Consider the following 20,584-nt stretch of genomic DNA (forward strand, 5'->3'; position numbering starts at 1 on the left):
TGTGAGCAAAAATCGTTTTATTTCCACTTCACCGCTTGAACTTCAGGCTTTTTCGCATTGCTGTCTTCTGTTGCTGGGCAGGCACAGTTTCCGCCACACCCGCCAGCCATTGACGGCTTTAACCACGTCGCTAAACGGGTCCAACCGCGAGCCTCACACAGTGCAGACAAAGACATGAAAACTGAACCTGATGTCTTAGGAAATACTTTCTTAAATACCACCACTGCACTCCAGATCACTAGAGCAGCAACAATTAGAATTTCAATCATCTCAATCTCCTCGCCTATTTACGCCGATTAGCCCAAATAATGCGTTGCAATTTGATAGGTCAGGAATGACATTAAATAAGCCAAACCAAACAAGTAAATGGTCATAAAACTCACAGTTTTCCATGAACCAGTTTCACGTTTGACCGTCGCCAACGTCGCCAAACAGTGCGGTGCATAAATAAACCACACCAATAAAGACAGCCCTGTCGCCACCGACCAACCGAGCTCACCACCACTACTGATGAGCGAAGCCAAACCTTGTGACATGGCGTCTTCATCAACAGCGGATAAGGCATATACCGTACCTAAAGCTGCCACCACCACTTCACGAGCAGCCATGGCTGGAATCAAGGCAATACAAATCTGCCAGTTGAAGCCCAGCGGTGCAAAAATCGGTTGCAGTAAATGACCGAGCATACCGGCAAATGAATAATCAATTTCAGGTAAAGTCGCGCCTTCAGGAGCTTGCGGGAAGGTACATAAGAACCACAGCAAAATAGACAACGCGAAAATGATGCCACCCACGCGACGCAAGAAGATCTTGGCACGGTCAAGTAAACCAATCCAAATATTCTTTAAGTCAGGGAAACGATAGCTTGGTAACTCCATCATCAACATATGTTGTGACTTGTCTTTATGGAAGAATTTCAGAACGAAAGATACACACAGTGCACTGACAATCCCGGCCATATATAAAGCAAACAACACCAAACCTTGCAGATTGAAGATCCCCCAAACAGTTTGTTCAGGAATAAAAGCAGCAATTAACAAGGCATATACAGGTAAACGTGCAGAACACGTCATTAACGGTGCCACAAAAATCGTAGTCAAACGGTCACGCGGATCACTAATGGTACGCGATGCCATGATGCCTGGAATTGCACAGGCAAAGCTAGACAACAATGGAATAAAGGCACGCCCAGAAAGACCTGCCTTAAACATCAGCTTATCCAGTAAAAATGCGGCACGCGGTAAATAACCCGACTCTTCCAATACCAAGATAAAGAAGAACAAAATTAAAATCTGCGGCAAGAACACCACGACACCGCCCGCACCTGCGATGATTCCGTCCACCACCAAACTGTTAAGTAAAGGGTGGCTAATAGACCCACCGATGGTTTCACCCAGCCAGCCAAAGAAGGTTTCAATCCCATCCATAAACGGTGCTGCCCAAGCAAAAACGGCTTGGAAGACAATAAACATCATGACTGCAAGGCTAACTAGACCCAAAACTGGATGTAGGAAAATCTTATCCAGAAAATCAGTTCGCTTGTCTTCTTCATCGACGTACTGCACAGCGTCATGTAATAAATTTTCTACTTTCTCATGTGCAGTGTCGCCTTTTAAACCCGTCAACTCGGTATAAGGCACGGCATATTTGCCCTGCTCTAAAGCGCTAAGCAGGCTTTCAATACCCGAATTACGCACCGCAACCGTTTCAACGATCGGCACACCCAAGCGCTCAGAAAGCTTTTGGGTATTGATTTGCATGCCACGGCGACGTGCTTCATCCATCATGTTTAAAACGATTAACATTGGACGGCCCAATGCAATCAGTTCAATCACTAAACCAAGGTGAAGTTTGAGGTTGGTTGCATCAACGACACATAAGAAAGCATCTTGCTGACCTTCGTCTGCAATTTTCCCCATCACCACGTCGCGGGTAATCATTTCATCAGGGCTGGTCGCATCTAAGCTATACGTCCCTGGCAAATCCAGCACGCGCACTGCTTGACCTGAAGGAAGAGTAAATTGACCAACTTTACGCTCAACCGTTACACCCGCATAGTTACCTACTTTTTGGCGTGTTCCAGTGAGATGGTTAAATAACGAAGTTTTACCGCAGTTTGGATTACCTACAAGGGCAACACGCAAGGCATCACTCATCTAGGTGCTCCTTCGACTTGAATTTCAATTTTTTCAGCTTCAACTTTTCTTAAGGCGAAACGTGTAAAACCCACTTGGATTAAAATTGGATCGCCACCAAAAACACCTTTGGTAATCACCTGTACTTTTGTACCTGCGACAAAGCCTAATGTTTCAAGACGACTAGCCACCAAATCAGTCTGAGCTTCGCCATCCAAAGTATGATTCACTTTGTTAATGATGGCAGTTTGTTTGACTTTTAAATCAGATAAACGCACCGCATCCAACCCTTTAATATTTTGAACAGTATACAAACAAATGAGAATAATTACCAAATCAGATTCGATAATGATTCGTATCTGTTATAACACATCGACAAGCGAGAATGATTACACTACATTGAATAAACCCCCTATTCCTTGTTTTTGTCTTTCCGTGATGATGTGCTTGAGAGCTTTATGTTAAATAAAAAACCACGTGTGCCTGCTCCTGTTCAAATTCCAACTCAGCTCAGTTTTTTACACGGCTTTAAAGATTATCTCATTGCACAAACCGTCAGCCCACACACCCGAAATGCTTATCTCTCTGACTTATTGCAGTGCAGCGAATGTAGTCTGGTGAGCATGCCCGAATGGAGCAGTGATGATGTCGCCGATGTTCTGCTGACCCTCACCAAGCAAGGCAAAAGCCCGCGCTCCATTGCGCGCTGTCTGTCTGCTCTGCGTTCCTTTTTCAAATTTTTACGCGAACAGAAACTCCGTTCAGACAACCCTGTCGCGCTGCATAAAACACCCAAAATTGGCCGCGCACTGCCTAAAGATTTGTCTGAGCAAGACGTGGATGCCTTAATTCAAGCTCCAGATATTGAAACCGCTCTCGGACTCCGTGATCGTGCCATGTTTGAAGTGTTGTATGCCTGTGGACTGCGTGTATCTGAGCTACTGAACTTACGCCTAGACTTAATCAATTTAAAACAAGGCTATTTAAGAATTACGGGTAAAGGCAATAAAGAAAGGCTGGTACCTTTGGGGCAAATCGCAGTGGAATGGGTCGAAAAATACTTAATTGAATCCCGTCCGCAATTATATAAATCTGCAACTGACTATCTGTTTTTAACTCAACATGGCGGCATTATGAGTCGGCAAAACTTTTGGTACGCCATTAAACGCTATGCCTTACAAGCAGGGATTCAAGCTGAACTGTCTCCACACACCTTACGGCATGCTTTTGCAACACATTTACTCAATCACGGTGCTGACTTGCGTGTAGTACAAATGCTGCTGGGGCATAGTGATCTGTCTACGACACAAATTTATACCCATGTTGCACAAGTACGTATGCAACAACTACACGCCAGCTATCACCCAAGGGCTTAAGGTCTTGATCATCCATAACTTAAGGCTGTTTTTAGCACGAAGACTACGAAGTATTACCGAGACCTATAGTTTTTTTGCTATGCTTGGCGCTCTGTTTTTATAAAGTCAAAAGAAAAAGGGTTATCTATGTTATTTACCCGTAAACCATTGTTCATTGCCTGTGCCATTGCTTTAAGTGTTCTATTTACAGCATGTTCAAATAACACTGAAGAAAAAAAACAAGACTCTTTAACGGCAAGTGCACCAGCCACAGGTGAAGCGTCAACTTTGACGGAACGTAATGCAAAGCAACGTTTAATTGATACCCTTCAAAAGCATTTCAAAACAGCCAATATCAATGCCAAAATCATCGATATCAAAACCACTGAAGTGCCAAATTTATTTTGGGTCAATCTTGAAGGGATGAGCTCGGTTTATACCACAGCAGATGGTAAATATATTATTCAAGGTGATGTGATTCGCTTGGGCGATAAAACACTCCACAACGTCAGCGACAATCTTCAAGCTGAAGCCAACAAAAAGCTTCTAGCAGGGCTCAAAACTGAAGACCTACTGGTTTATAAAGCCAAAGGCAAGACCAAGCATGTGGTGTATGTCTTTACCGATGCCAGCTGCCCTTACTGCCATAAATTGCACGAGCACATCCCTGAAATCACGGCCCAAGGCATTGAAGTGCGTTACATTGCATGGCCGCGTGGCGAACAGTTCATGCCAGCCATGGAAAGTGTATGGTGTAGTGCAGACCGTCAAGCTGCCTTTGATCAAGCGATTTCAGGTACCCAACTTCCACCAGCGACCTGTAAAAACCCAGTGCGAGATCAATACCAGTTGGGTCTGAACATGGGCGTAAATGGAACACCTGCGATCTACAATGAAGATGGTGAATATCTCGGTGGCTATTTGGCCCCAAGTGAATTATTAAATCGCCTTAAATAACTAATTTTTATTTGTTATTTAACTAATATTTATAGTTGAGTATAAAGTTGTTTCTTTCCTAGAGTCTCACTGTTTTTTTAGCTATGATCTAGGCTTGATTCAATATTTATAAGTAAATTGGAGTGTGACGTGAAACCAGTTCGTCTGGCAATCCTCGGTCTTGGTACTGTGGGTGGTGGTGCCCTTAAACTACTAAAAGAAAATGCTGCTGAGATTAAACGTCGCACCGGTCGAGAAATTCAAATTACCCACGTGGGCACGCGTCGCCCACGCCCTGATCTAGAGCTAGATGCAACTATCAAGCAAAGTTCAGACTTTTTAGATATCGTCCGTCAGCCAGATGTCGATGTTGTGGTTGAAGTCATGGGCGGTATCCATCCAGCCTATGAAATTATTAAAGAAGCGATTCTACACGGCAAACAAATAGTGACAGCCAATAAAGCCTTACTGGCCGAACATGGCAATGAATTGTTTAAATTGGCAGATGATAATGCCGTACAAATTGCCTATGAAGCAGCAGTTGCGGGCGGGATCCCCATCATTAAAGTGATGCGTGAAGGCTTAGCTGCAAACCGCATTGACTGGTTGGCGGGTATCATCAATGGCACAGGTAACTTCATTCTGACTGAAATGCGTGAAAAAGGCCGTGCTTTTGCGGATGTGCTCAAAGAAGCACAAGAACTGGGTTATGCCGAAGCAGACCCAACCTTTGATGTGGAAGGCATTGATGCTGCACATAAACTCACATTGCTCGCTTCAGTTGCTTTTGGTATTCCTCTTCAGTTTGACAAAGTCTATACCGAAGGCATTAGTAAAGTCACTGCACAAGATGTGAAATATGCTGAAGAATTAGGCTTCCGCATTAAACACTTAGGCATTGCCCGTCGCGCAGCGAATGGCATCGAACTTCGTGTTCATCCAACGTTGATCCCTGCGGAAGAACTGATTGCCAATGTCAACGGTGTGAAAAATGCCGTCTTGGTTCAAGCACATGCTGTCGGCCCAACCTTGTATTACGGTGCAGGTGCAGGTGCAGGTCCAACCGCTTCTGCGGTCGTTGCAGATGTCATTGATATCGTCCGTGATATCTCTTATACCGAAGATGGTGCTGGAACGATTCCGCAATTGGCCTTCGAAGCACTGACCAATGTGCCAATTTTAAGCCGTGAAGAAATGACCACAGGTTATTACATCCGGATTAATGCAGAAGATCAAACTGGCGTCTTGGCCGATGTAACCACGATTCTCAGTCGTGCAGGCATCAGTATCGATGCCATCATGCAACAACCACGCTTAAAAGACCTTATTCCAATCGTGATTTTGACTGACCCAGTCGTTGAATCGAAAATGGATGAGGCACTGGCTCAAATTCAAGCCTTACCCGTCATTCATGGCGAAATCGTGCGAATTCGTTTAGAATCGCTTGATAATTAATCGGGTTGAGGAAATGAACGCTCTTCTCTTCCTCACCAAGCTCTACACACAATTGGAACATCATCATGTCGAATGCCAATCGTTATACTGGTTTAGTTGACCGTTATCGCGACCGTTTACCCGTGTCTGCAACTACTCGCGCTATTTCTTTAGGTGAAGGTAATACGCCACTGATTAAACTCGAGAACATTTCACGTTTAATTGGCAAAAATGTTGAAATTTATGTGAAGTACGAGGGCTTAAACCCAACTGGTTCATTTAAAGACCGTGGTATGACCATGGCAGTCACTAAAGCCGTTGAAGAGGGCTCAAAAGCCATTATCTGTGCCTCTACAGGTAATACCTCAGCTGCGGCTGCGGCTTATGCAGCACGTGCAGGCATCAAAGCGTTTGTGTTAATCCCAGAAGGCAAAATTGCCATGGGTAAAATGGCGCAGGCGATGATGTATGGTGCCATCACCATGCAAATCCGTGGTAACTTCGATGACGGTATGCGTCTGGTCAAAGAAATTGCAGATAAAGCGCCTGTAACGATCGTCAACTCAATCAACCCGTACCGTTTGCAAGGCCAAAAAACCATTGCTTACGAAATCGTAGATGAGTTAGGCCGTGCACCAGATTACCACTGCCTACCCGTGGGTAACGCAGGGAACATTACTGCACACTGGATGGGTTATACCGAAGCCGTTGCCAACCAACCTGCAGATCAATTTGAGCAAGTGATTTACGACGCTGAAACAGATCAATTCACGGGTCCAAAGCCTGAAGGTTTACCAACCATGGTTGGTTACCAAGCAGCAGGTGCTGCGCCATTCTTACGTGGTGCACCCGTTGAAAACCCTGAAACAGTTGCAACGGCTATCCGCATTGGTAATCCACAAAGCTGGAACCATGCTAAAGCGGTGGTTCGTGATTCTCAAGGTTGGTTCGATGAGCTAACTGATGCTGAAATTCTAGAAGCACAGCGTTTGCTTTCAATGTATGAAGGTGTCTTTGTAGAACCTGCTTCTGCAGCATCGATTGGTGGTGCAATCCGTGACATCAAAGCAGGTAAAATTGCGGAAGGTTCTGTGATTGTCTGTACGGTGACAGGTAATGGTCTAAAAGACCCTGATACTGCGATCAAACAGTGTTCTGATGCGGTCATGCTGTCAATCGATGCAACTTTAGAACAAGTTCGCGATTCAATTCTTTCAAACATGTAATTGAGAGAAGACAAAAAAAAGCCCTGCATATGCAGTAATGCCAGTCAGTTAAGAAATTGACTGGCATTTTCTTGGGTACTTTTGAGGCTTTATTTTGACGACTCTAGGGCATTGCCTTGATCTTCTTTCAGGCAAAACAAACATTTTAGACTGTTCCAGCAAACGCTCTAAATGCTTGGGCAAATTCCCTGCCGATTCCAGCGGAGTATGCCTTAATATATTGATAATGCTGATTGAAGCAATATGGAAACTGATACGCAAAGGGCTGACTTTCGCCCGTTGAGCCATAAATTTCATTTGCCTTCTAAGAATATTATAAGCAATCAATACACCCCATAATTCCTGATACACCAATTCAGGCTGCTTGCTTCTTAAATGCATCCCATCTTGCAGGTCGCTCTTGATTTCACGGTAGCACATCTCGATTTCCCAGCGCTGAGCATACAGCGTACTGACCTCTTCCAGAGGATAAGCCTTTGAATCTAATAATGATGTAACGTATCGTCTAACCCTTCCAGACTGTTCAGTTTCAATCAGGCGGGCTTCCCAATAGTCACCTAAATCCGGATTCAGTTTCTTCGCTCTTGGAGAAACAGGCATTCTGATTTGAAAGTCATGCGCTGAGTTTTTCCTGATAATTTCATAGCGCAGATTGTCTTTAGCCCGCATAAGCCAATGGCAGTTTTCCCGAGACTGCCACCCTGATAAGAAATCAGCAGAGAAGTAGGCCCGGTCAAATAAAGTCAGGCTATTTGCAGGCACTTTCAATTTCTTCGCTAAAGTCAGCTCGCCTTGATCCATACTTCCAATCCCGGCATCAATCACTTCATGAGTATTGGTGTTGATCAGGCAAACCGCTCTGGCTTGCGGCCAAGGTGCTGCTATCGTTTTGCCTTTGGAAGAACCGAAGTGCCTGAAGTTCTCATCTGTGTGGGGCATGGACCAGACGGCTCCATCTACAGCGCAGATGCTTAGGCCATGAAAGGCGGAATATTGCGGCTGAGAATCTTCAAACCATGTCTGACTCAGTGTGTTGAACAGGACATTTAAAGGCTCCAGACCCAAGCGCTGTCTGGCCTGCACTGATGCGCTTGGGGCGCAGCTTTCAGCCGTGCCAAAAACCAGCTGCAGCTGCTGAACAACATACCAGATGGGCTGGTCGCGGAACAATGCAAGTCCAATAACTAGCCATACAGCATGCTCTGCGGGGAGTTTTCTTTTTCTGACCGATGCTTTCCCGGTCCGTTTTAAACAGTCTTCAATCCAGTTTAAATCAATTAATTCGCTAAAATTAGAAAGTGAAGGAGCTGTCTGCTGAAATGCTGAACTTAAATTCTGAGAAAAAGTCATAAAAAAATGAGCGTATCTGGATACGCTCATTTTTACCGCATTTCAGCTATTTTGTCTTAACTGATCAGCATTACTGCATATGCAGGGCTTTTTTATGACTCAATTTTTGTTGTTGAGTGAACAAAAACAAAGTCGGGTTAAATACGTTTTGGTAATTGGCTTGCCCAATTCATTAGGCGCGTTGCATCATTGGTACGTGCTGCAGATGAGTCCGCGCCCAATAACACCACCACCGCTGGACGATTATTTAAAGTGGTATGCATCACTACACAACGACCGGCTTCATTAATGAAACCTGTTTTTGAAATATTGATATTCCAACCACCATTACGAACCAAGGCATTGGTATTGTTTGATTTCAATACACGATAGCCCAAATTAAAGTCATAGCTTGCTGTGGTTGAAAACTGACGAATCAAACCATACTGAGACGCAGCATTGACCAAAATACCCAAGTCACGTGCTGAAGCGATATTACCCGGATGTAGACCTGTCGATTCCATATAATGGGTTGAGTTCATACCCAAAGATTTTGCTTTGGCATTCATCGCCGAAACAAAGGCTGAGCGACCACCCGGATACGTCCGTGCAAGCGCTGATGCTGCTGGGTTTTCTGACTTCATTAATGCAAATAACAATGCCTCTGCACGGTTCATACTGTCCCCTGCACGCAGGGACGAACTTGAACTTTTACAACCCGAACACGAAAAGTCCGCTTGCTGTAAAGTAATGTTTTCAGACATATTTAAACGCGCATCTGAAATCACCACTGCCGTCATCAGCTTAGTAATCGAAGCAATCGGTAGCGCGGTATTACTGTTTTTACTGTACAGCACTTCACCTGTATTGCCATCCATCACCAGTGCTGCACGAGCATTGACACTGGGTTGGTTGGAATATTTCGAGGTATCGAAAATTTGTACCGTTTTTGAGGTACTGTTGTTCGTCACCACACCATTGGAACTGCGAATACTGGTGGTGACTTTTGTTGAACCCTGAGGAGCGTACTCTTCAGGATCTTCCATTAGATCATCATTCAGAAGCTGTTCTGCATCTGCCGCAGACCAGCTCATGCTTGCTTGGCTTGGTCCCGATCCCGGGTTCATCACCAAGTCTGCAAAGCTATGGGTACTGACCGTCATTGCAATCGACCATCCCAATAGATGCATTAAAAATTTATTTGATTTTTTCACTTTTCTTCACTCAACTTCATAACCCATAAGATACATTTGCGTATTCACGCCAATATGCCTTACATTTGTACACAATGCGAACAGCATTGCCGTCGACAGCGTGCATATCTTTTCAAATAAGCCTAAGAATAGGATTGCTAATTTTGTCGTTTCATTGCAAGCTTATTTTGCTTTATGTAACAAAAAATATGGTTTTTATAGTGAGGAAGAGCTAGGTGATCACAGTTTTAGTGGTAGATGACCATGAGTTAGTACGTACAGGGATTTGTCGAATGCTCGAGGACCATGCCGATGTTCAAGTCATTGGCCAAGCTGAATCTGGTGAAGAAGCAATTAACCTCGTCCGTCAACATCACCCAAATGTGGTTCTGTTAGATGTCAACATGCCAGGCATTGGTGGAGTTGAAACCACACGCCGCTTACTACAAACTGCACCCGAGACCAAAGTACTGGCAGTCAGTGGTCTAGCTGAAGAACCTTATCCTTCCCTGTTACTCAAAGCTGGCGCCAAAGGCTACATTACCAAGGGTGCGCCCGTGACCGAAATGGTACGTGCCATCAATAAAGTGATGCAAGGCGGCAAATATTTCAGCGCTGACATTGCTGAACAGCTGGCCAGTTCTTATCTATCCGATACACAAACCTCGCCTTTTGATGCTCTTTCTGAACGTGAAATGCAGGTGGCGATGATGGTCGTGAATTGCATCAGTGCACAAGAAATTTCTGACAAGCTTTTTGTCAGCGTAAAAACGGTCAATACCTACCGTTACCGAATTTTTGAAAAGCTCAATATCGACAGTGATGTGAAGCTGACTCACCTTGCTATTCGTTATGGCTTAATCAAACCCTGATGCAAGCTGACTAACACCCGCATGCTGCAATACTCAACCAATATTCAGTTAAATCAATACCGTCTAGGTGTTTGGTATGCGTCTTATCGACTGTTTATTGGCTGTTGTTTGTTGTTGGTTTATCTACTGACCTATGAGCAGTTGTTTTCAAATTATCAATATCCAGTATTGTATCGTTCTGTCCTGATTGGCTTTATTTTTATCAGTGCCTTTCAGCTATTGAGCCTCAAGCATGTGCGCAAGCGCATACCACTTCAGCTCACCTTGTTGTTTATCATCGATGTCATTAGCCTCAGTTTACTCACTTTTGCCACCGATGGTCCGAACTTACAGTTAAGCTTATTGTTTGTGATCACGATCTTTGCCGCTTGTGTATTGGTCGATAAACAAAAAGCGCTCATCATCACCTTGATTGCTGTAATTACACTGGTTTATCAACACTTTATTGGAACGCTATTTTCAATTAGTTCACTGAATACCATTGGCAACAGTGCCGTGCTCGCCTTTTTGTTCTTTGTGGTTTATGGGTCTGGACAAATTGCGGTACGACGTTTTCAAGTCCTTGAAAATTTAAACTTCTATCAGTCCCAAGAACTGGACCAACTACAAAACATTAACCGTTATATTTTAGAGCAAACCGAGCTCGGCTATTTGGTGCTCGATGAAAACTGCCACATGGTGCTGAGTAATCCTGCCGCATGTGCATTATTGGGTATCTCTCCAATTTATGCCTATGACAAATATCCTTTATATAAGGCACAGCCTGATTTATTTGAACTACTCAAATTCGACCAACTGAAAAATGGAGAAAAATTCCAATTTACATCCCAGCTGAGTCGCTTTCAGATTCAGATCGAAATTCAAAAACTTCAAGTACCGAATCAGATACTCACCTTATTCGTCCTTCAAGATGCACAAAAAATTAATCAACGTGTACAACAACTCAAGCTGGCTGCACTGGGTCAACTTTCTGCCAGCATTGCACATGAAATCCGCAATCCACTGGCAGCCATCACGCAAGCCAATGAACTAATGCAAGCCAATGATCCACAACAAGAACTGTTGCAGAACATGATTACCAAACAAGCCTCACGGATTGATAAAATTATTGGCGATACACTGAGCATGGCACGCAGTAAAGAAACCTATCCAACCTTGATTGATGTCGCCGCTTTTTTAGAACGTTTTATCGTTGAAGATTTGCCCGATGTCAAAGATCAAATTGATTACCGCATTTCCGATCAAGCTCAGATTCAGTTTGATGAACAACAACTGAGGCAAGTGCTGATCAACCTGATTCGAAACGCCATTCGGCATAATGCAGCTGAAGCTGAGCACATTCAAATTCGTGTCTATAGCTACAAAAACCTCGTCCATATTGAGGTCTGCGATTTTGGTGAAGGGGTCGCCACTCAGGATCAAACCGCCCTGTTTCAACCGTTTTTTAGTACCTCAATCAATGGAACTGGGTTAGGATTATATTTATCCCATAGTTTCTGCGAAGCCAACCAAGCTAAGCTATACTATGTAGAACAAAAAATAGGGGCATGCTTTCGGATTGAATGCCCCCGTATAAACAATGACGTGTAATTTTTGGGGTTAAACGTGGAAAAAAAACCACTTGTTTTATTGGTGGATGACGAACAAGACTTATGTACACTGATGCAAATGTCTTTAAGTCGGATGGGGATTGATACACATATTGCCTATCGCTTACAAGAGGCGGTTCAAGCCCTGAAAACGCATCAATATGATGCCTGTCTAACCGATCTGAATTTACCCGATGGTAATGGTCTGAGCTTGGTCGATTTTATTGCTCAAAATTATCCTAATTTGCCTGTTGCAGTGCTGACTGCTTACGGCAATATGGATATTGCGATTGCAGCACTTAAAGCTGGTGCTTTTGATTTTGTCAGTAAACCAATCAACCAAAAACATTTAGAGCAACTTTTACAAAAAGCCTTTAATCAGCCCATCAGTCAGCTGCATATCCAAGAAGATACGCTTAAACATCGTCTGCTGATTGGTCAGTCCCTTCCTATTCAGCAGCTACGCATCACCTTAAAGAAAATTGCACGCTCGCAAGCCCCTGTCTTTATTACAGGTGAATCAGGCACTGGCAAAGAAGTCGTGGCGAATCTGGTACATCGCCTGAGCAATCGTAATGAAGGGCCATTTATTGCCATTAACTGCGGTGCCATACCGACCGAACTGATGGAAAGTGAATTATTTGGACACCGTAAAGGCAGCTTCACAGGAGCGACTCAAGACAAACAAGGGCTGATTCTGTCTGCGCATGGCGGCAGTTTATTTTTAGATGAAATTGCTGAGTTACCGCTCACTATGCAGGTGAAACTGCTGCGCGCGGTACAAGAAAAACGCATTCGTCCAATAGGTAGCGACACCGAAATTGATGTCGATTTCCGTGTGATTAGTGCCAGCCATCAAGACTTAGAAGCACTGGTGCAACAAGGCAAGTTCCGTCAGGATTTATACTTCCGCATCCATGTCATGGACATTGTGCTGCCTGCCCTACGTGAGCGTGGCAATGACATTCTTCTTTTAGCACAACATTTCATTCAGAAAATCTGCCAAGAATGGGACATCCCAGTCAAACCATTGAGTGAACGTGCACGTGAGTTTTTATTGGCCCAATATTATCCAGGCAATGTGCGTGAATTACGCAATATGATGGAACGTGCCATCACTTTAAGTGATGAAAACAGTATCGACTTACCGCACTTGCAAACAGCTCCACTGCGACCCATTGCTCAGACCAACTATGCCAATACCACGCAACAAGGTACTGTTGGCAATGATCAACTCAGTCATGTGCCTTCGCGTAAATTGCCCGAAGAGGGTTTAGAGCTATATTTAGAAAAAATTGAAAAAGAAATTTTGATGAATGCGCTCAATCTCACCCATTGGAACCGAACACTAGCGGCTAAAAAGCTCGGCATGTCTTTCCGTTCTTTACGTTATCGCTTGAAGAAATTCGACTAGATGGCGAAGACGATTCCGTTTAGAGACTTAACGACGGTTAATTAGAATCTCTGCCACATGTTCAACATAGCTTTCGTCTTTGAGTTCATGTGGCATTGGATACACCTGATTTGGTGCAATCCCTACCCCTTCAATCATCCGACCACTTGGGGTGTAATAGTGAGATACCGTCATTTGCAAAGCTGCACCATTCGATAACGGAAATAGTTTCTGTACCACGCCCTTACCATAACTTTTTTCACCAATCACCCACGCCCGTCCATGCTCCTTCAGCGCAGCAGTAAATACCTCTGCAGCCGATGCAGAGCGGTCATTAATCAGAATCCCCACTTTTAAGTTTTGAAATTCTAGGCTTGGTAAAGCTTGGAACTGCTGATCCCCTTCGGAACGACTTTGGGTTGAAACAATCACCCCTTGATTTAAGAATAAATCGGCAGATTCAACTGCGGCAGACAACAGCCCCCCGGGATTATTTCTGAGGTCTATCAAGACCGCTTTTAAACGCGAAGACTGATGCTCTTCAATCAACTGCTGAATTTCATTGGCCGTATCCTGTTGGAACACCCGCACCTTGAGCACCAAAACTTGGTTATTCAACAGTTGCGCCTGGATATCGGTTTCAACTTTTCGGGTTCTGACCACATTGATTGGTGTGGCGTTGGCTTTCAACTGCAGGCTGAGGGTACTACCAATCGCCCCACTGAGTAATTCATTGACTTGAGCATGGTTGAGCTTGCGTAGCTCTTGATCATCCACTTTAAAAACGGAGATCCCATTTTTTAAGCCCAGTTTGCTGGAATCTGAGTCAGGTTTTAATCCACGAATCAGCCATTGTTGTAAGCGAGAATCAAACTCTAAACTGAAGTCAACTGAAGCCAAATCCCCTTCGGTATACTGCACCAGTTGCTTATATTCTTGCGGGGATAAATAGCGAGAATAACGGTCTAAGCCACTGACTAAACCTTTAATGGCCTGTTGAAACAGTGCTTCATCACTACGTTCAGCCACATAATTATCTTTAACTAAACCGTAGATTTGCACAAATTGTTGAATGGATTCAATCGGAACCTCAACATAACCGTGTTCCAATTCATCATCAAAAGCGGGGGCTGCCGCTGTTTTTGCAACAGCCCCCATCGGGTGGATCAGACTCAGACCTAAAGCAATCACTACACCTATTGAAGTCCACGATGCTTTTGCCATTTACCCACCCAAATTGATTTATACGTCTAATGTAATTAAGTTACGACCTTGCATGTCTGCTGGAACAGGAAGATGCATCAAGCTTAACAAGGTTGGTGCGACATCGGCTAGTACGCCACCCTCAGCAATGGTTGCTTGAGTTGGGCCGACATAGATAAAAGGCACCAATTCTGTCGTATGCTGGGTATGCACCTGACCACTATGATAATCCTGCATTTGTTCAACATTACCATGGTCAGCCGTAATTAACATATGACCTTTTTGTGCCATCACCGCTTCATAGACACGGCCTAAGCATAAATCAACAGCTTCCACTGCTTTCACTGCAGCATTAAACACGCCCGTATGACCAACCATATCGCCGTTGGCATAATTCACCACCAATAGATCAAACTCGCCTGAGTTAATCGCAGCCACCAATTCATCGGTTACTTCATAGGCGCTCATTTCTGGCTTGAGGTCATAAGTAGCCACATTCGGTGACGGAATCAAAATACGTTTTTCACCTGGATATTCATCTTCACGACCACCACTGAAGAAGAATGTCACATGTGCATATTTCTCAGTTTCAGCAATACGTAATTGGGTTTTACCAAGGTCTGAAAGATATTCACCAATCGAGTTTTTTAATGCTTCAGGCATATATGCCACAGGTGCATCAATACTGGCTTGGTAGCGTGTCAACATCACAAACTTAGATAGGTTTGGTACGACTTTACGCGCAAAGCCTGCAAAATCTTTTTCAACAAACGCTTTGGTAATTTCACGCGCACGATCCGCACGGAAATTCATAAAGACGATGCTGTCACCATCTTGAACTTTTACAGCATCGCCAATGCGTGTTGCTTTGACAAATTCATCAGATTCGTCTGCGGCATAAGCCAATGCTAAACCTTCAACGGCTGTAGCTGCAGTACGTGTTGCTTCAGACTCTGTGAGTAAACGATAGGCTTGTTCCACACGGTCCCAACGGTTATCTCGATCCATCGCAAAATAACGACCAATGAGACTCACAATACGACCTTGATTTGGATATTGAGCAAACAATGCATCTAATTTTTCTAAAGAAGGCTGTGCACTGCGTGGCGGGGTATCACGACCATCTAAGAAGGCATGGAGATACACGGTTGCACCGCGTTTTAACGCAAGTTCAGCCATGGCAACAATGTGGTCTTCGTGTGAATGCACCCCACCTTCAGACAATAGCCCCATGATGTGCAACGCACCACCCGCTGCTTTGGCTTTTTCAACAGCATCAACCAAAACTTCATGCTCGAAAAAAGCACCCGTACGAATGTCTTTGGTGATTCGGGTAAAGTCTTGATAGAGCACACGACCTGCGCCCAAGTTCATATGGCCCACTTCAGAGTTACCCATTTGGCCATCTGGCAGACCCACGTCTTCACCAGAACCTGAAATTAAGCTATGCGGATGCTTTGCTTCAATCGCTGTTAAATTCGGTCGATTCGCTGCTAAAAATGCATTGTCTTCGATCGCTTCACGGTGTCCCACACCATCCATAATGACCAGTACGTGAGGGATTTTGCCAGCAGTTGCATCCGCCATAATAAGCACTCTTTTTTTGTCTACAAATTCATCGCTCTATCTTACCGAATTTTCGGTCAAGACTCTATGCAGGCATGATGGTTTAACACCATCATCCGCATTGTTTTCTTCAATATCGTACAGTTATCGCGCACGTTGTAATAAATAACCACCTGCGACAAACATCAGTAAAATCGGCACAAAAACAAACCATGCGGGTGAAGGCGAATAAACCAAACTTGCATAACCCAAGAAGTCTTGTAGGTAAAAGAAACCTAGGCCTGTAAACAGTGCAATGACCAAACGAAAGCCCATCGATTGCTGGCGCAGTGGGCCAAAAATAAAGGAACAAGCAATCAACACCAAAGCAATCAAGGCAAATGGAGACGCCACTTTCTGCCAAAAAGCCAACTGATAAGTTTTAGGCACTTGGCTGTATTCATGCATATAGCTCATGAAACTGACCAATTGACTCGGTGAAAGGTCTTCAGGATCAATCGTCACCATGTGCACATATTTCGGCTGCAGTGCCAGTGCCAAAGGCGTTTCAGTGGCCTTTTGTGCCGTAGCATTGCCTGTCGGCAGCAAATCAACTTGGGCCGTATTTTCTAAAATCCAACGACCATCTTGCACAAACTGACCTTGCTCAGCATTTAAAACGCCTTTCAAACGAGCATTATTGTCAAAGTCGACCACTTGCACATTTTTCAGCTGACCTTGAGAATTGGCATAATCGACATAAATAAAACGCTGCCCTTCTCGTGTCCAGTAACCACGTACCTCACCAAGCTCAGCCGCTGTTCGATGGCTTTTCACACCTTTGGCTTGCTCATTGGTATATGGAATCACCCATTCACTTAAAGCAAATGACAGCACCACCAAAATTAAAGCCGAACGAATCACCCAACCAACAATCCGCCAAAGACTCACCCCCACCGAGCGCATCACAATCAGCTCACTGTTTGAAGCCAAAGTGCCCAGTCCCAGTACCGAGCCAATTAACGCGGCAATCGGTAGAATCTCATAGAGATATTGCGGCGCCCCCCACAGTACATAACGTAAAGCATCCCAAGCGCCATAACCTTCTTTTAGGGAGCCTAACTCACCCAAATAGGTAAACAGAATTTGCAAGACCGATAAAATAGCGGTAGCACCCAGCATCGCCATCGCGGTGGTTTTGGTCACATGTTTTGCGACTATACGACGTGCGAACATGATTAAGACCCCGCTCGTTGTAATGTTTTCTTAATTTTCGGGGCCAGCTTTTGTTTACGCGAAAACAAAGCCGCTGCTATCGCATAGATCACCAAGATCATTGGATAAGCCCAAATCCCCATTTCTTCTTTACTGACTCGGGTTTTAATGGCCATCAGCGCCACGATTAAGCTGGCAAAAATAAGCAATGCAGGGAACAGCTTTAAGTAACGTCCTTGGCGTGGACTCACTTCAGATAAAGCCACAGCGAGAAGCAACGCCACTACAATGGCAAACGGTACAAAAATACGCCAGCCCAACTCACTCGCCACGACAGGATCATTACGATTATCCCAAAGTTTCATGGTGGACAATGCTTCAACATCGGCACTTTCAAACTTCGCTTCTTTATCATTTTCTAAACGTAGTCGATAAGACTGAAACTCGGCTTGGCTATAACGCGGCTGTCCCGGATAAATTTCATAACGGCGACCTTGCACCAAATCCACCACATTGGCGGGATCATTTTCAATTTCAACCCGCGTGGCTTCTTTGGCCAAAATCATCACATCAGGCTTACCTTCTGCTTCAGCGCGTTGATAGAAGAAGATGTCTTTGAGGTTCTTACGGTCTTCGGATAAGTCACCCGCATAAATGGTATAAGGCCCCGATGAAATAAACTCTTTGGGTCGAACCAAATCAAAACCAGTACGCACCGCCTGACTGGTGGTGAGCTGCTCAAACTGACGAACACCCCACGGCGCCATCCAAAGCATCAGCACGGCTTGAACAGCAAGAAACACCACGGTCATAGGAATCAGCAGTCGCCCCAATTGGTTACGACTGACGCCACTGCCATTGAGTACTGCCATTTCATGATCGACATACAGACGACCAAAAACCAGCATCAGTCCAATAAAAAAGCCTAGAGGAAGAATCAGCGTTAAAAATTCAGGCAAACGATAGCCAATAATGCTAAATAAAATACCTGCATCTAAGCGACCCTGCGCGGCTACGCCAAAATACTTGATCAAACGACCGCCCATCATGATCAAGGTCAATAAGGCGATCACAACCAAGGATGTCGACACCACTTGTTTGACCAGATAACGCCGAATAATCAAATTAATTCTTCCAAAAATAGGTGAATAAAAACTAGCGCTAGTTTACCCGAATAGTGAAAATATAAAACCTGTACTCTTGTTGCACTTTGCAACTCTATTCATGTTAATGTTTCAGTGGTTTAATCATTTTCAAACTTTATAAGGCTTAAATAAAACTTATGAAACTCTCTATTAATACGTCATTCACAGAGAATACGTCTAGCCAATTTTTGTTGATATTAGTAGATTCTGAAAACACGCAACACCTTGCAAATGCTTATCAAATTAATGATTTAAACAACTTAATTGAAGCGACTCAGTTTAAAGCCGCGTTCAATGAAACCTTGAGCCTCATTGGTCAAATTCCAACAAGCCCCAATGCAGCCTTGGTCGGTGTCGGGAAAGCAACTGAATTACAAGCGGCAAAGCTGGTGAAAATTGCTCAAACCATTATCAAAGCTTCACAAAAAAAATTCAAACACATCAGTCTTGACCTTTCAGTCCTTCCAGCTGAACTCCATTATTTATTTGCCCTCAGTTTGACGCAAGCGGCATATGCTTTTGATGAATTCAAATCAAAAAAAGCAGAAAACGTGCTTGAACAGATCAGCCTGATTGCTGCTGAGTCGCCGCTGAATGCTGCGCAACTTAAATTGATTGAAGCCGTGCAATCTGGTCAAAGCTTTGCTCGTGACTTAGGCAACCGTCCAGGCAATATCTGCTTCCCTGAATATTTGGCAGAGCAAGCCTTAGAACTGGCAGCCCAATATCCTGACCTACTCCGTGTTAATGTCCTTGATGAGCAGCAAATGGCTGATCTGGGCATGCATTCCTTCCTTGCGGTGAGCAAAGGTTCAGACCGCCCAGGCCGTATTATTACCCTTGAGTATCAAGCTGAACGTTCTGAAGCCCCAGTGGTCTTGGTCGGTAAAGGAATCACCTTTGATACAGGTGGCATTTCATTGAAACCGGGTGCTGGTATGGATGAAATGAAATATGACATGTGTGGTGCAGCATCGGTTCTAGGGATACTCCGTGCTCTATGTGAATCACGTTTAGCCATTCATGTCGTAGGTACGATTGCTGCAGCTGAAAATATGCCGTCAGGCAAAGCTACACGTCCGGGTGACATCGTGAGCACCATGAGCGGTCAAACCGTTGAAATTTTAAATACCGATGCAGAGGGTCGTTTGGTACTGTGCGACACATTGACCTATGTAAAACGCTTTAACCCTGAATTGGTCATTGATATTGCAACCTTAACAGGTGCCTGTGTCGTGGCACTCGGTTCAGTCTTAACGGGTATGTTTACCCCAGATGACAAACTGGCGGCCGAACTATCTGAAGCAGGTCAAAATAGCTTTGACCGCGTCTGGCGCATGCCTGTGATTGATGATTATCAAGAACAACTCGACTCCCCATTTGCCGATATTGCCAACATTGGCGGGCCTAAAGCTGGTGCTGTGACTGCGGCTTGCTTCTTGCAACGCTTCACCCGTGATTACCGCTGGGCGCATTTGGACATCGCAGGTACAGCATGGAACTCGGGTGCCAATAAAGGGGCAACCGGTCGCCCAGTACCCTTATTGATGCAATTCCTAGCTCATCGTGCGCAGTCTAATGGCTAATATTAGCTTTTATCTGTTTGAGCAAAGTCCTGAACGACAAGTCGAAAGTGCTTGTCGTTTGTGTCGAAAAATCTTGCGTCAGCCAGAGCGAATCTGGCTGTATGCAAGCGACCCTGAACTACAACAGCAATTGGATGAACGTTTGTGGAGTTTTGATGACACGAGCTTTATTCCGCATGGCATTGATCAAATCGATGCGCGCATTTGTATCTCAGCCCCACTGCCTGAGCAATCCGACTGGATTGTGTTCAATTTTAACGATCAAGCTCTTGAACAGTTCGAAAAATTTAGCCACATTATAGAAATTATTGAAAATAACGAATCGGCCAAACAACAAGGTCGTGAAAAATTTAAACAATATAGACGTCTCGGGGTTGAAGCTCGAACCTTCAAGCTTTAAATGATTCCCCCGTCTAAATAAGGAGATG

Annotated in this window: 18 protein-coding genes; 9 read left to right on the top strand and 9 right to left on the bottom strand. The window is 44.4% G+C overall.

Features of this window, described 5'->3' with window-relative positions:
- Positions 1-17: 17 nt before the first annotated feature.
- Genes AC4CUZ_RS01995 through AC4CUZ_RS02005 form a run of 3 tightly spaced genes read right to left on the bottom strand, consistent with a single transcriptional unit; the run spans position 18 to position 2,413 of the window.
- Positions 18-269 carry a DUF6587 family protein gene (locus AC4CUZ_RS01995; protein ID WP_004692822.1) on the bottom strand — a complete coding sequence of 84 codons (252 nt, stop codon included), beginning with the start codon at positions 267-269 and terminating at the stop codon, positions 18-20.
- A 27-nt stretch (positions 270-296) separates the two neighbouring features.
- Positions 297-2,156: a ferrous iron transporter B gene (gene feoB, locus AC4CUZ_RS02000; RefSeq protein ID WP_062033278.1), complete on the bottom strand. Its 1,860-nt coding sequence runs from the start codon at positions 2,154-2,156 to the stop codon at positions 297-299.
- Entirely contained in the window at positions 2,153-2,413 is a 261-nt protein-coding gene (locus AC4CUZ_RS02005) for a FeoA family protein (RefSeq protein ID WP_010325703.1), read from the bottom strand. The genes feoB and AC4CUZ_RS02005 overlap by 4 nt, the downstream gene beginning before the upstream one ends.
- Positions 2,414-2,593: 180 nt before the next feature.
- Here AC4CUZ_RS02005 and xerD point away from each other — a divergent pair, with 180 nt between their 5' ends.
- From xerD to thrC, 4 genes are all read left to right on the top strand, one after another.
- Complete coding sequence (gene xerD, locus AC4CUZ_RS02010; protein WP_490747165.1) at positions 2,594-3,511, top strand: site-specific tyrosine recombinase XerD; 918 nt, start codon at positions 2,594-2,596, stop codon at positions 3,509-3,511.
- Between the two features lie 126 nt (positions 3,512-3,637).
- The gene (locus AC4CUZ_RS02015) at positions 3,638-4,447 is read left to right on the top strand and encodes a DsbC family protein (protein WP_490747166.1); all 810 of its coding nucleotides are present in this window, start codon (positions 3,638-3,640) and stop codon (positions 4,445-4,447) included.
- 129 nt (positions 4,448-4,576) lie between these two features.
- A complete protein-coding gene (locus AC4CUZ_RS02020; protein ID WP_490747167.1) occupies positions 4,577-5,881 on the top strand; it encodes a homoserine dehydrogenase in 1,305 nt (434 codons plus the stop codon).
- Positions 5,882-5,946: 65 nt separating this feature from the next.
- A complete protein-coding gene (gene thrC, locus AC4CUZ_RS02025) occupies positions 5,947-7,086 on the top strand; it encodes a threonine synthase (protein ID WP_490747168.1) in 1,140 nt (379 codons plus the stop codon).
- A 48-nt stretch (positions 7,087-7,134) separates the two neighbouring features.
- Here thrC and AC4CUZ_RS02030 read toward each other — a convergent pair whose 3' ends face one another.
- Together AC4CUZ_RS02030 and AC4CUZ_RS02035 are read right to left on the bottom strand one after the other, a co-directional pair.
- Positions 7,135-8,436 (bottom strand): IS4 family transposase, encoded by a 1,302-nt coding sequence (locus tag AC4CUZ_RS02030; protein ID WP_039891156.1) that lies wholly within the window; start codon positions 8,434-8,436, stop codon positions 7,135-7,137.
- A gap of 137 nt (positions 8,437-8,573) precedes the next feature.
- Complete coding sequence (locus tag AC4CUZ_RS02035) at positions 8,574-9,629, bottom strand: serine hydrolase family protein (RefSeq protein WP_005400997.1); 1,056 nt, start codon at positions 9,627-9,629, stop codon at positions 8,574-8,576.
- 215 nt (positions 9,630-9,844) lie between these two features.
- Here AC4CUZ_RS02035 and gacA point away from each other — a divergent pair, with 215 nt between their 5' ends.
- The 3 genes from gacA (at position 9,845) to AC4CUZ_RS02050 (ending at position 13,483) form a co-directional block, all read left to right on the top strand.
- Positions 9,845-10,480, top strand: coding sequence for a response regulator transcription factor GacA (gene gacA / locus AC4CUZ_RS02040; protein WP_004692836.1), 636 nt, complete (start codon positions 9,845-9,847; stop codon positions 10,478-10,480).
- A 21-nt stretch (positions 10,481-10,501) separates the two neighbouring features.
- Entirely contained in the window at positions 10,502-12,070 is a 1,569-nt protein-coding gene (locus AC4CUZ_RS02045) for a sensor histidine kinase (RefSeq protein ID WP_490450416.1), read from the top strand.
- A 72-nt stretch (positions 12,071-12,142) separates the two neighbouring features.
- On the top strand, positions 12,143-13,483 hold the full coding sequence (locus AC4CUZ_RS02050; RefSeq protein WP_490748039.1) for a sigma-54-dependent transcriptional regulator: 1,341 nt from the start codon (positions 12,143-12,145) through the stop codon (positions 13,481-13,483).
- Between the two features lie 27 nt (positions 13,484-13,510).
- Here AC4CUZ_RS02050 and AC4CUZ_RS02055 read toward each other — a convergent pair whose 3' ends face one another.
- The 4 genes from AC4CUZ_RS02055 to lptF form a co-directional block, all read right to left on the bottom strand.
- Entirely contained in the window at positions 13,511-14,686 is a 1,176-nt protein-coding gene (locus tag AC4CUZ_RS02055) for a S41 family peptidase (RefSeq protein WP_490747169.1), read from the bottom strand.
- 18 nt (positions 14,687-14,704) lie between these two features.
- The gene (gene gpmI / locus AC4CUZ_RS02060) at positions 14,705-16,252 is read right to left on the bottom strand and encodes a 2,3-bisphosphoglycerate-independent phosphoglycerate mutase (RefSeq protein WP_176537001.1); all 1,548 of its coding nucleotides are present in this window, start codon (positions 16,250-16,252) and stop codon (positions 14,705-14,707) included.
- Positions 16,253-16,375: 123 nt separating this feature from the next.
- Positions 16,376-17,446 carry an LPS export ABC transporter permease LptG gene (lptG, locus tag AC4CUZ_RS02065; protein WP_490747170.1) on the bottom strand — a complete coding sequence of 357 codons (1,071 nt, stop codon included), beginning with the start codon at positions 17,444-17,446 and terminating at the stop codon, positions 16,376-16,378.
- A 2-nt stretch (positions 17,447-17,448) separates the two neighbouring features.
- Positions 17,449-18,549: an LPS export ABC transporter permease LptF gene (gene lptF, locus AC4CUZ_RS02070; protein ID WP_010325691.1), complete on the bottom strand. Its 1,101-nt coding sequence runs from the start codon at positions 18,547-18,549 to the stop codon at positions 17,449-17,451.
- Positions 18,550-18,707: 158 nt separating this feature from the next.
- Here lptF and AC4CUZ_RS02075 point away from each other — a divergent pair, with 158 nt between their 5' ends.
- Both AC4CUZ_RS02075 and AC4CUZ_RS02080 read left to right on the top strand, forming a co-directional pair.
- Positions 18,708-20,156, top strand: coding sequence for a leucyl aminopeptidase (locus tag AC4CUZ_RS02075; protein ID WP_490747171.1), 1,449 nt, complete (start codon positions 18,708-18,710; stop codon positions 20,154-20,156).
- Positions 20,149-20,556, top strand: coding sequence for a DNA polymerase III subunit chi (locus AC4CUZ_RS02080; RefSeq protein WP_490747172.1), 408 nt, complete (start codon positions 20,149-20,151; stop codon positions 20,554-20,556). Before AC4CUZ_RS02075 ends, AC4CUZ_RS02080 begins: the two co-directional genes overlap by 8 nt.
- The last annotated feature ends 28 nt before the right edge of the window (positions 20,557-20,584 follow it).

This window comes from Acinetobacter sp. 789_lipA (assembly GCF_058242845.1).

Excerpts from the sequence above, each read along its gene's own strand:
- AC4CUZ_RS02030 (WP_039891156.1), bottom strand. The coding sequence starts at position 8,436 with ATGACTTTTTCTCAGAATTTAAGTTCAGCATTTCAGCAGACAGCTCCT.
- AC4CUZ_RS02045 (WP_490450416.1), top strand. The coding sequence starts at position 10,502 with ATGCTGCAATACTCAACCAATATTCAGTTAAATCAATACCGTCTAGGT.
- AC4CUZ_RS02050 (WP_490748039.1), top strand. The coding sequence starts at position 12,143 with ATGCAAATGTCTTTAAGTCGGATGGGGATTGATACACATATTGCCTAT.
- AC4CUZ_RS02075 (WP_490747171.1), top strand. The coding sequence starts at position 18,708 with ATGAAACTCTCTATTAATACGTCATTCACAGAGAATACGTCTAGCCAA.
- lptG (WP_490747170.1), bottom strand. The coding sequence starts at position 17,446 with ATGTTCGCACGTCGTATAGTCGCAAAACATGTGACCAAAACCACCGCG.
- gpmI (WP_176537001.1), bottom strand. The coding sequence starts at position 16,252 with ATGGCGGATGCAACTGCTGGCAAAATCCCTCACGTACTGGTCATTATG.
- AC4CUZ_RS02055 (WP_490747169.1), bottom strand. The coding sequence starts at position 14,686 with ATGGCAAAAGCATCGTGGACTTCAATAGGTGTAGTGATTGCTTTAGGT.
- AC4CUZ_RS02015 (WP_490747166.1), top strand. The coding sequence starts at position 3,638 with ATGTTATTTACCCGTAAACCATTGTTCATTGCCTGTGCCATTGCTTTA.
- AC4CUZ_RS01995 (WP_004692822.1), bottom strand. The coding sequence starts at position 269 with ATGATTGAAATTCTAATTGTTGCTGCTCTAGTGATCTGGAGTGCAGTG.
- thrC (WP_490747168.1), top strand. The coding sequence starts at position 5,947 with ATGTCGAATGCCAATCGTTATACTGGTTTAGTTGACCGTTATCGCGAC.
- feoB (WP_062033278.1), bottom strand. The coding sequence starts at position 2,156 with ATGAGTGATGCCTTGCGTGTTGCCCTTGTAGGTAATCCAAACTGCGGT.
- AC4CUZ_RS02080 (WP_490747172.1), top strand. The coding sequence starts at position 20,149 with ATGGCTAATATTAGCTTTTATCTGTTTGAGCAAAGTCCTGAACGACAA.
- xerD (WP_490747165.1), top strand. The coding sequence starts at position 2,594 with ATGTTAAATAAAAAACCACGTGTGCCTGCTCCTGTTCAAATTCCAACT.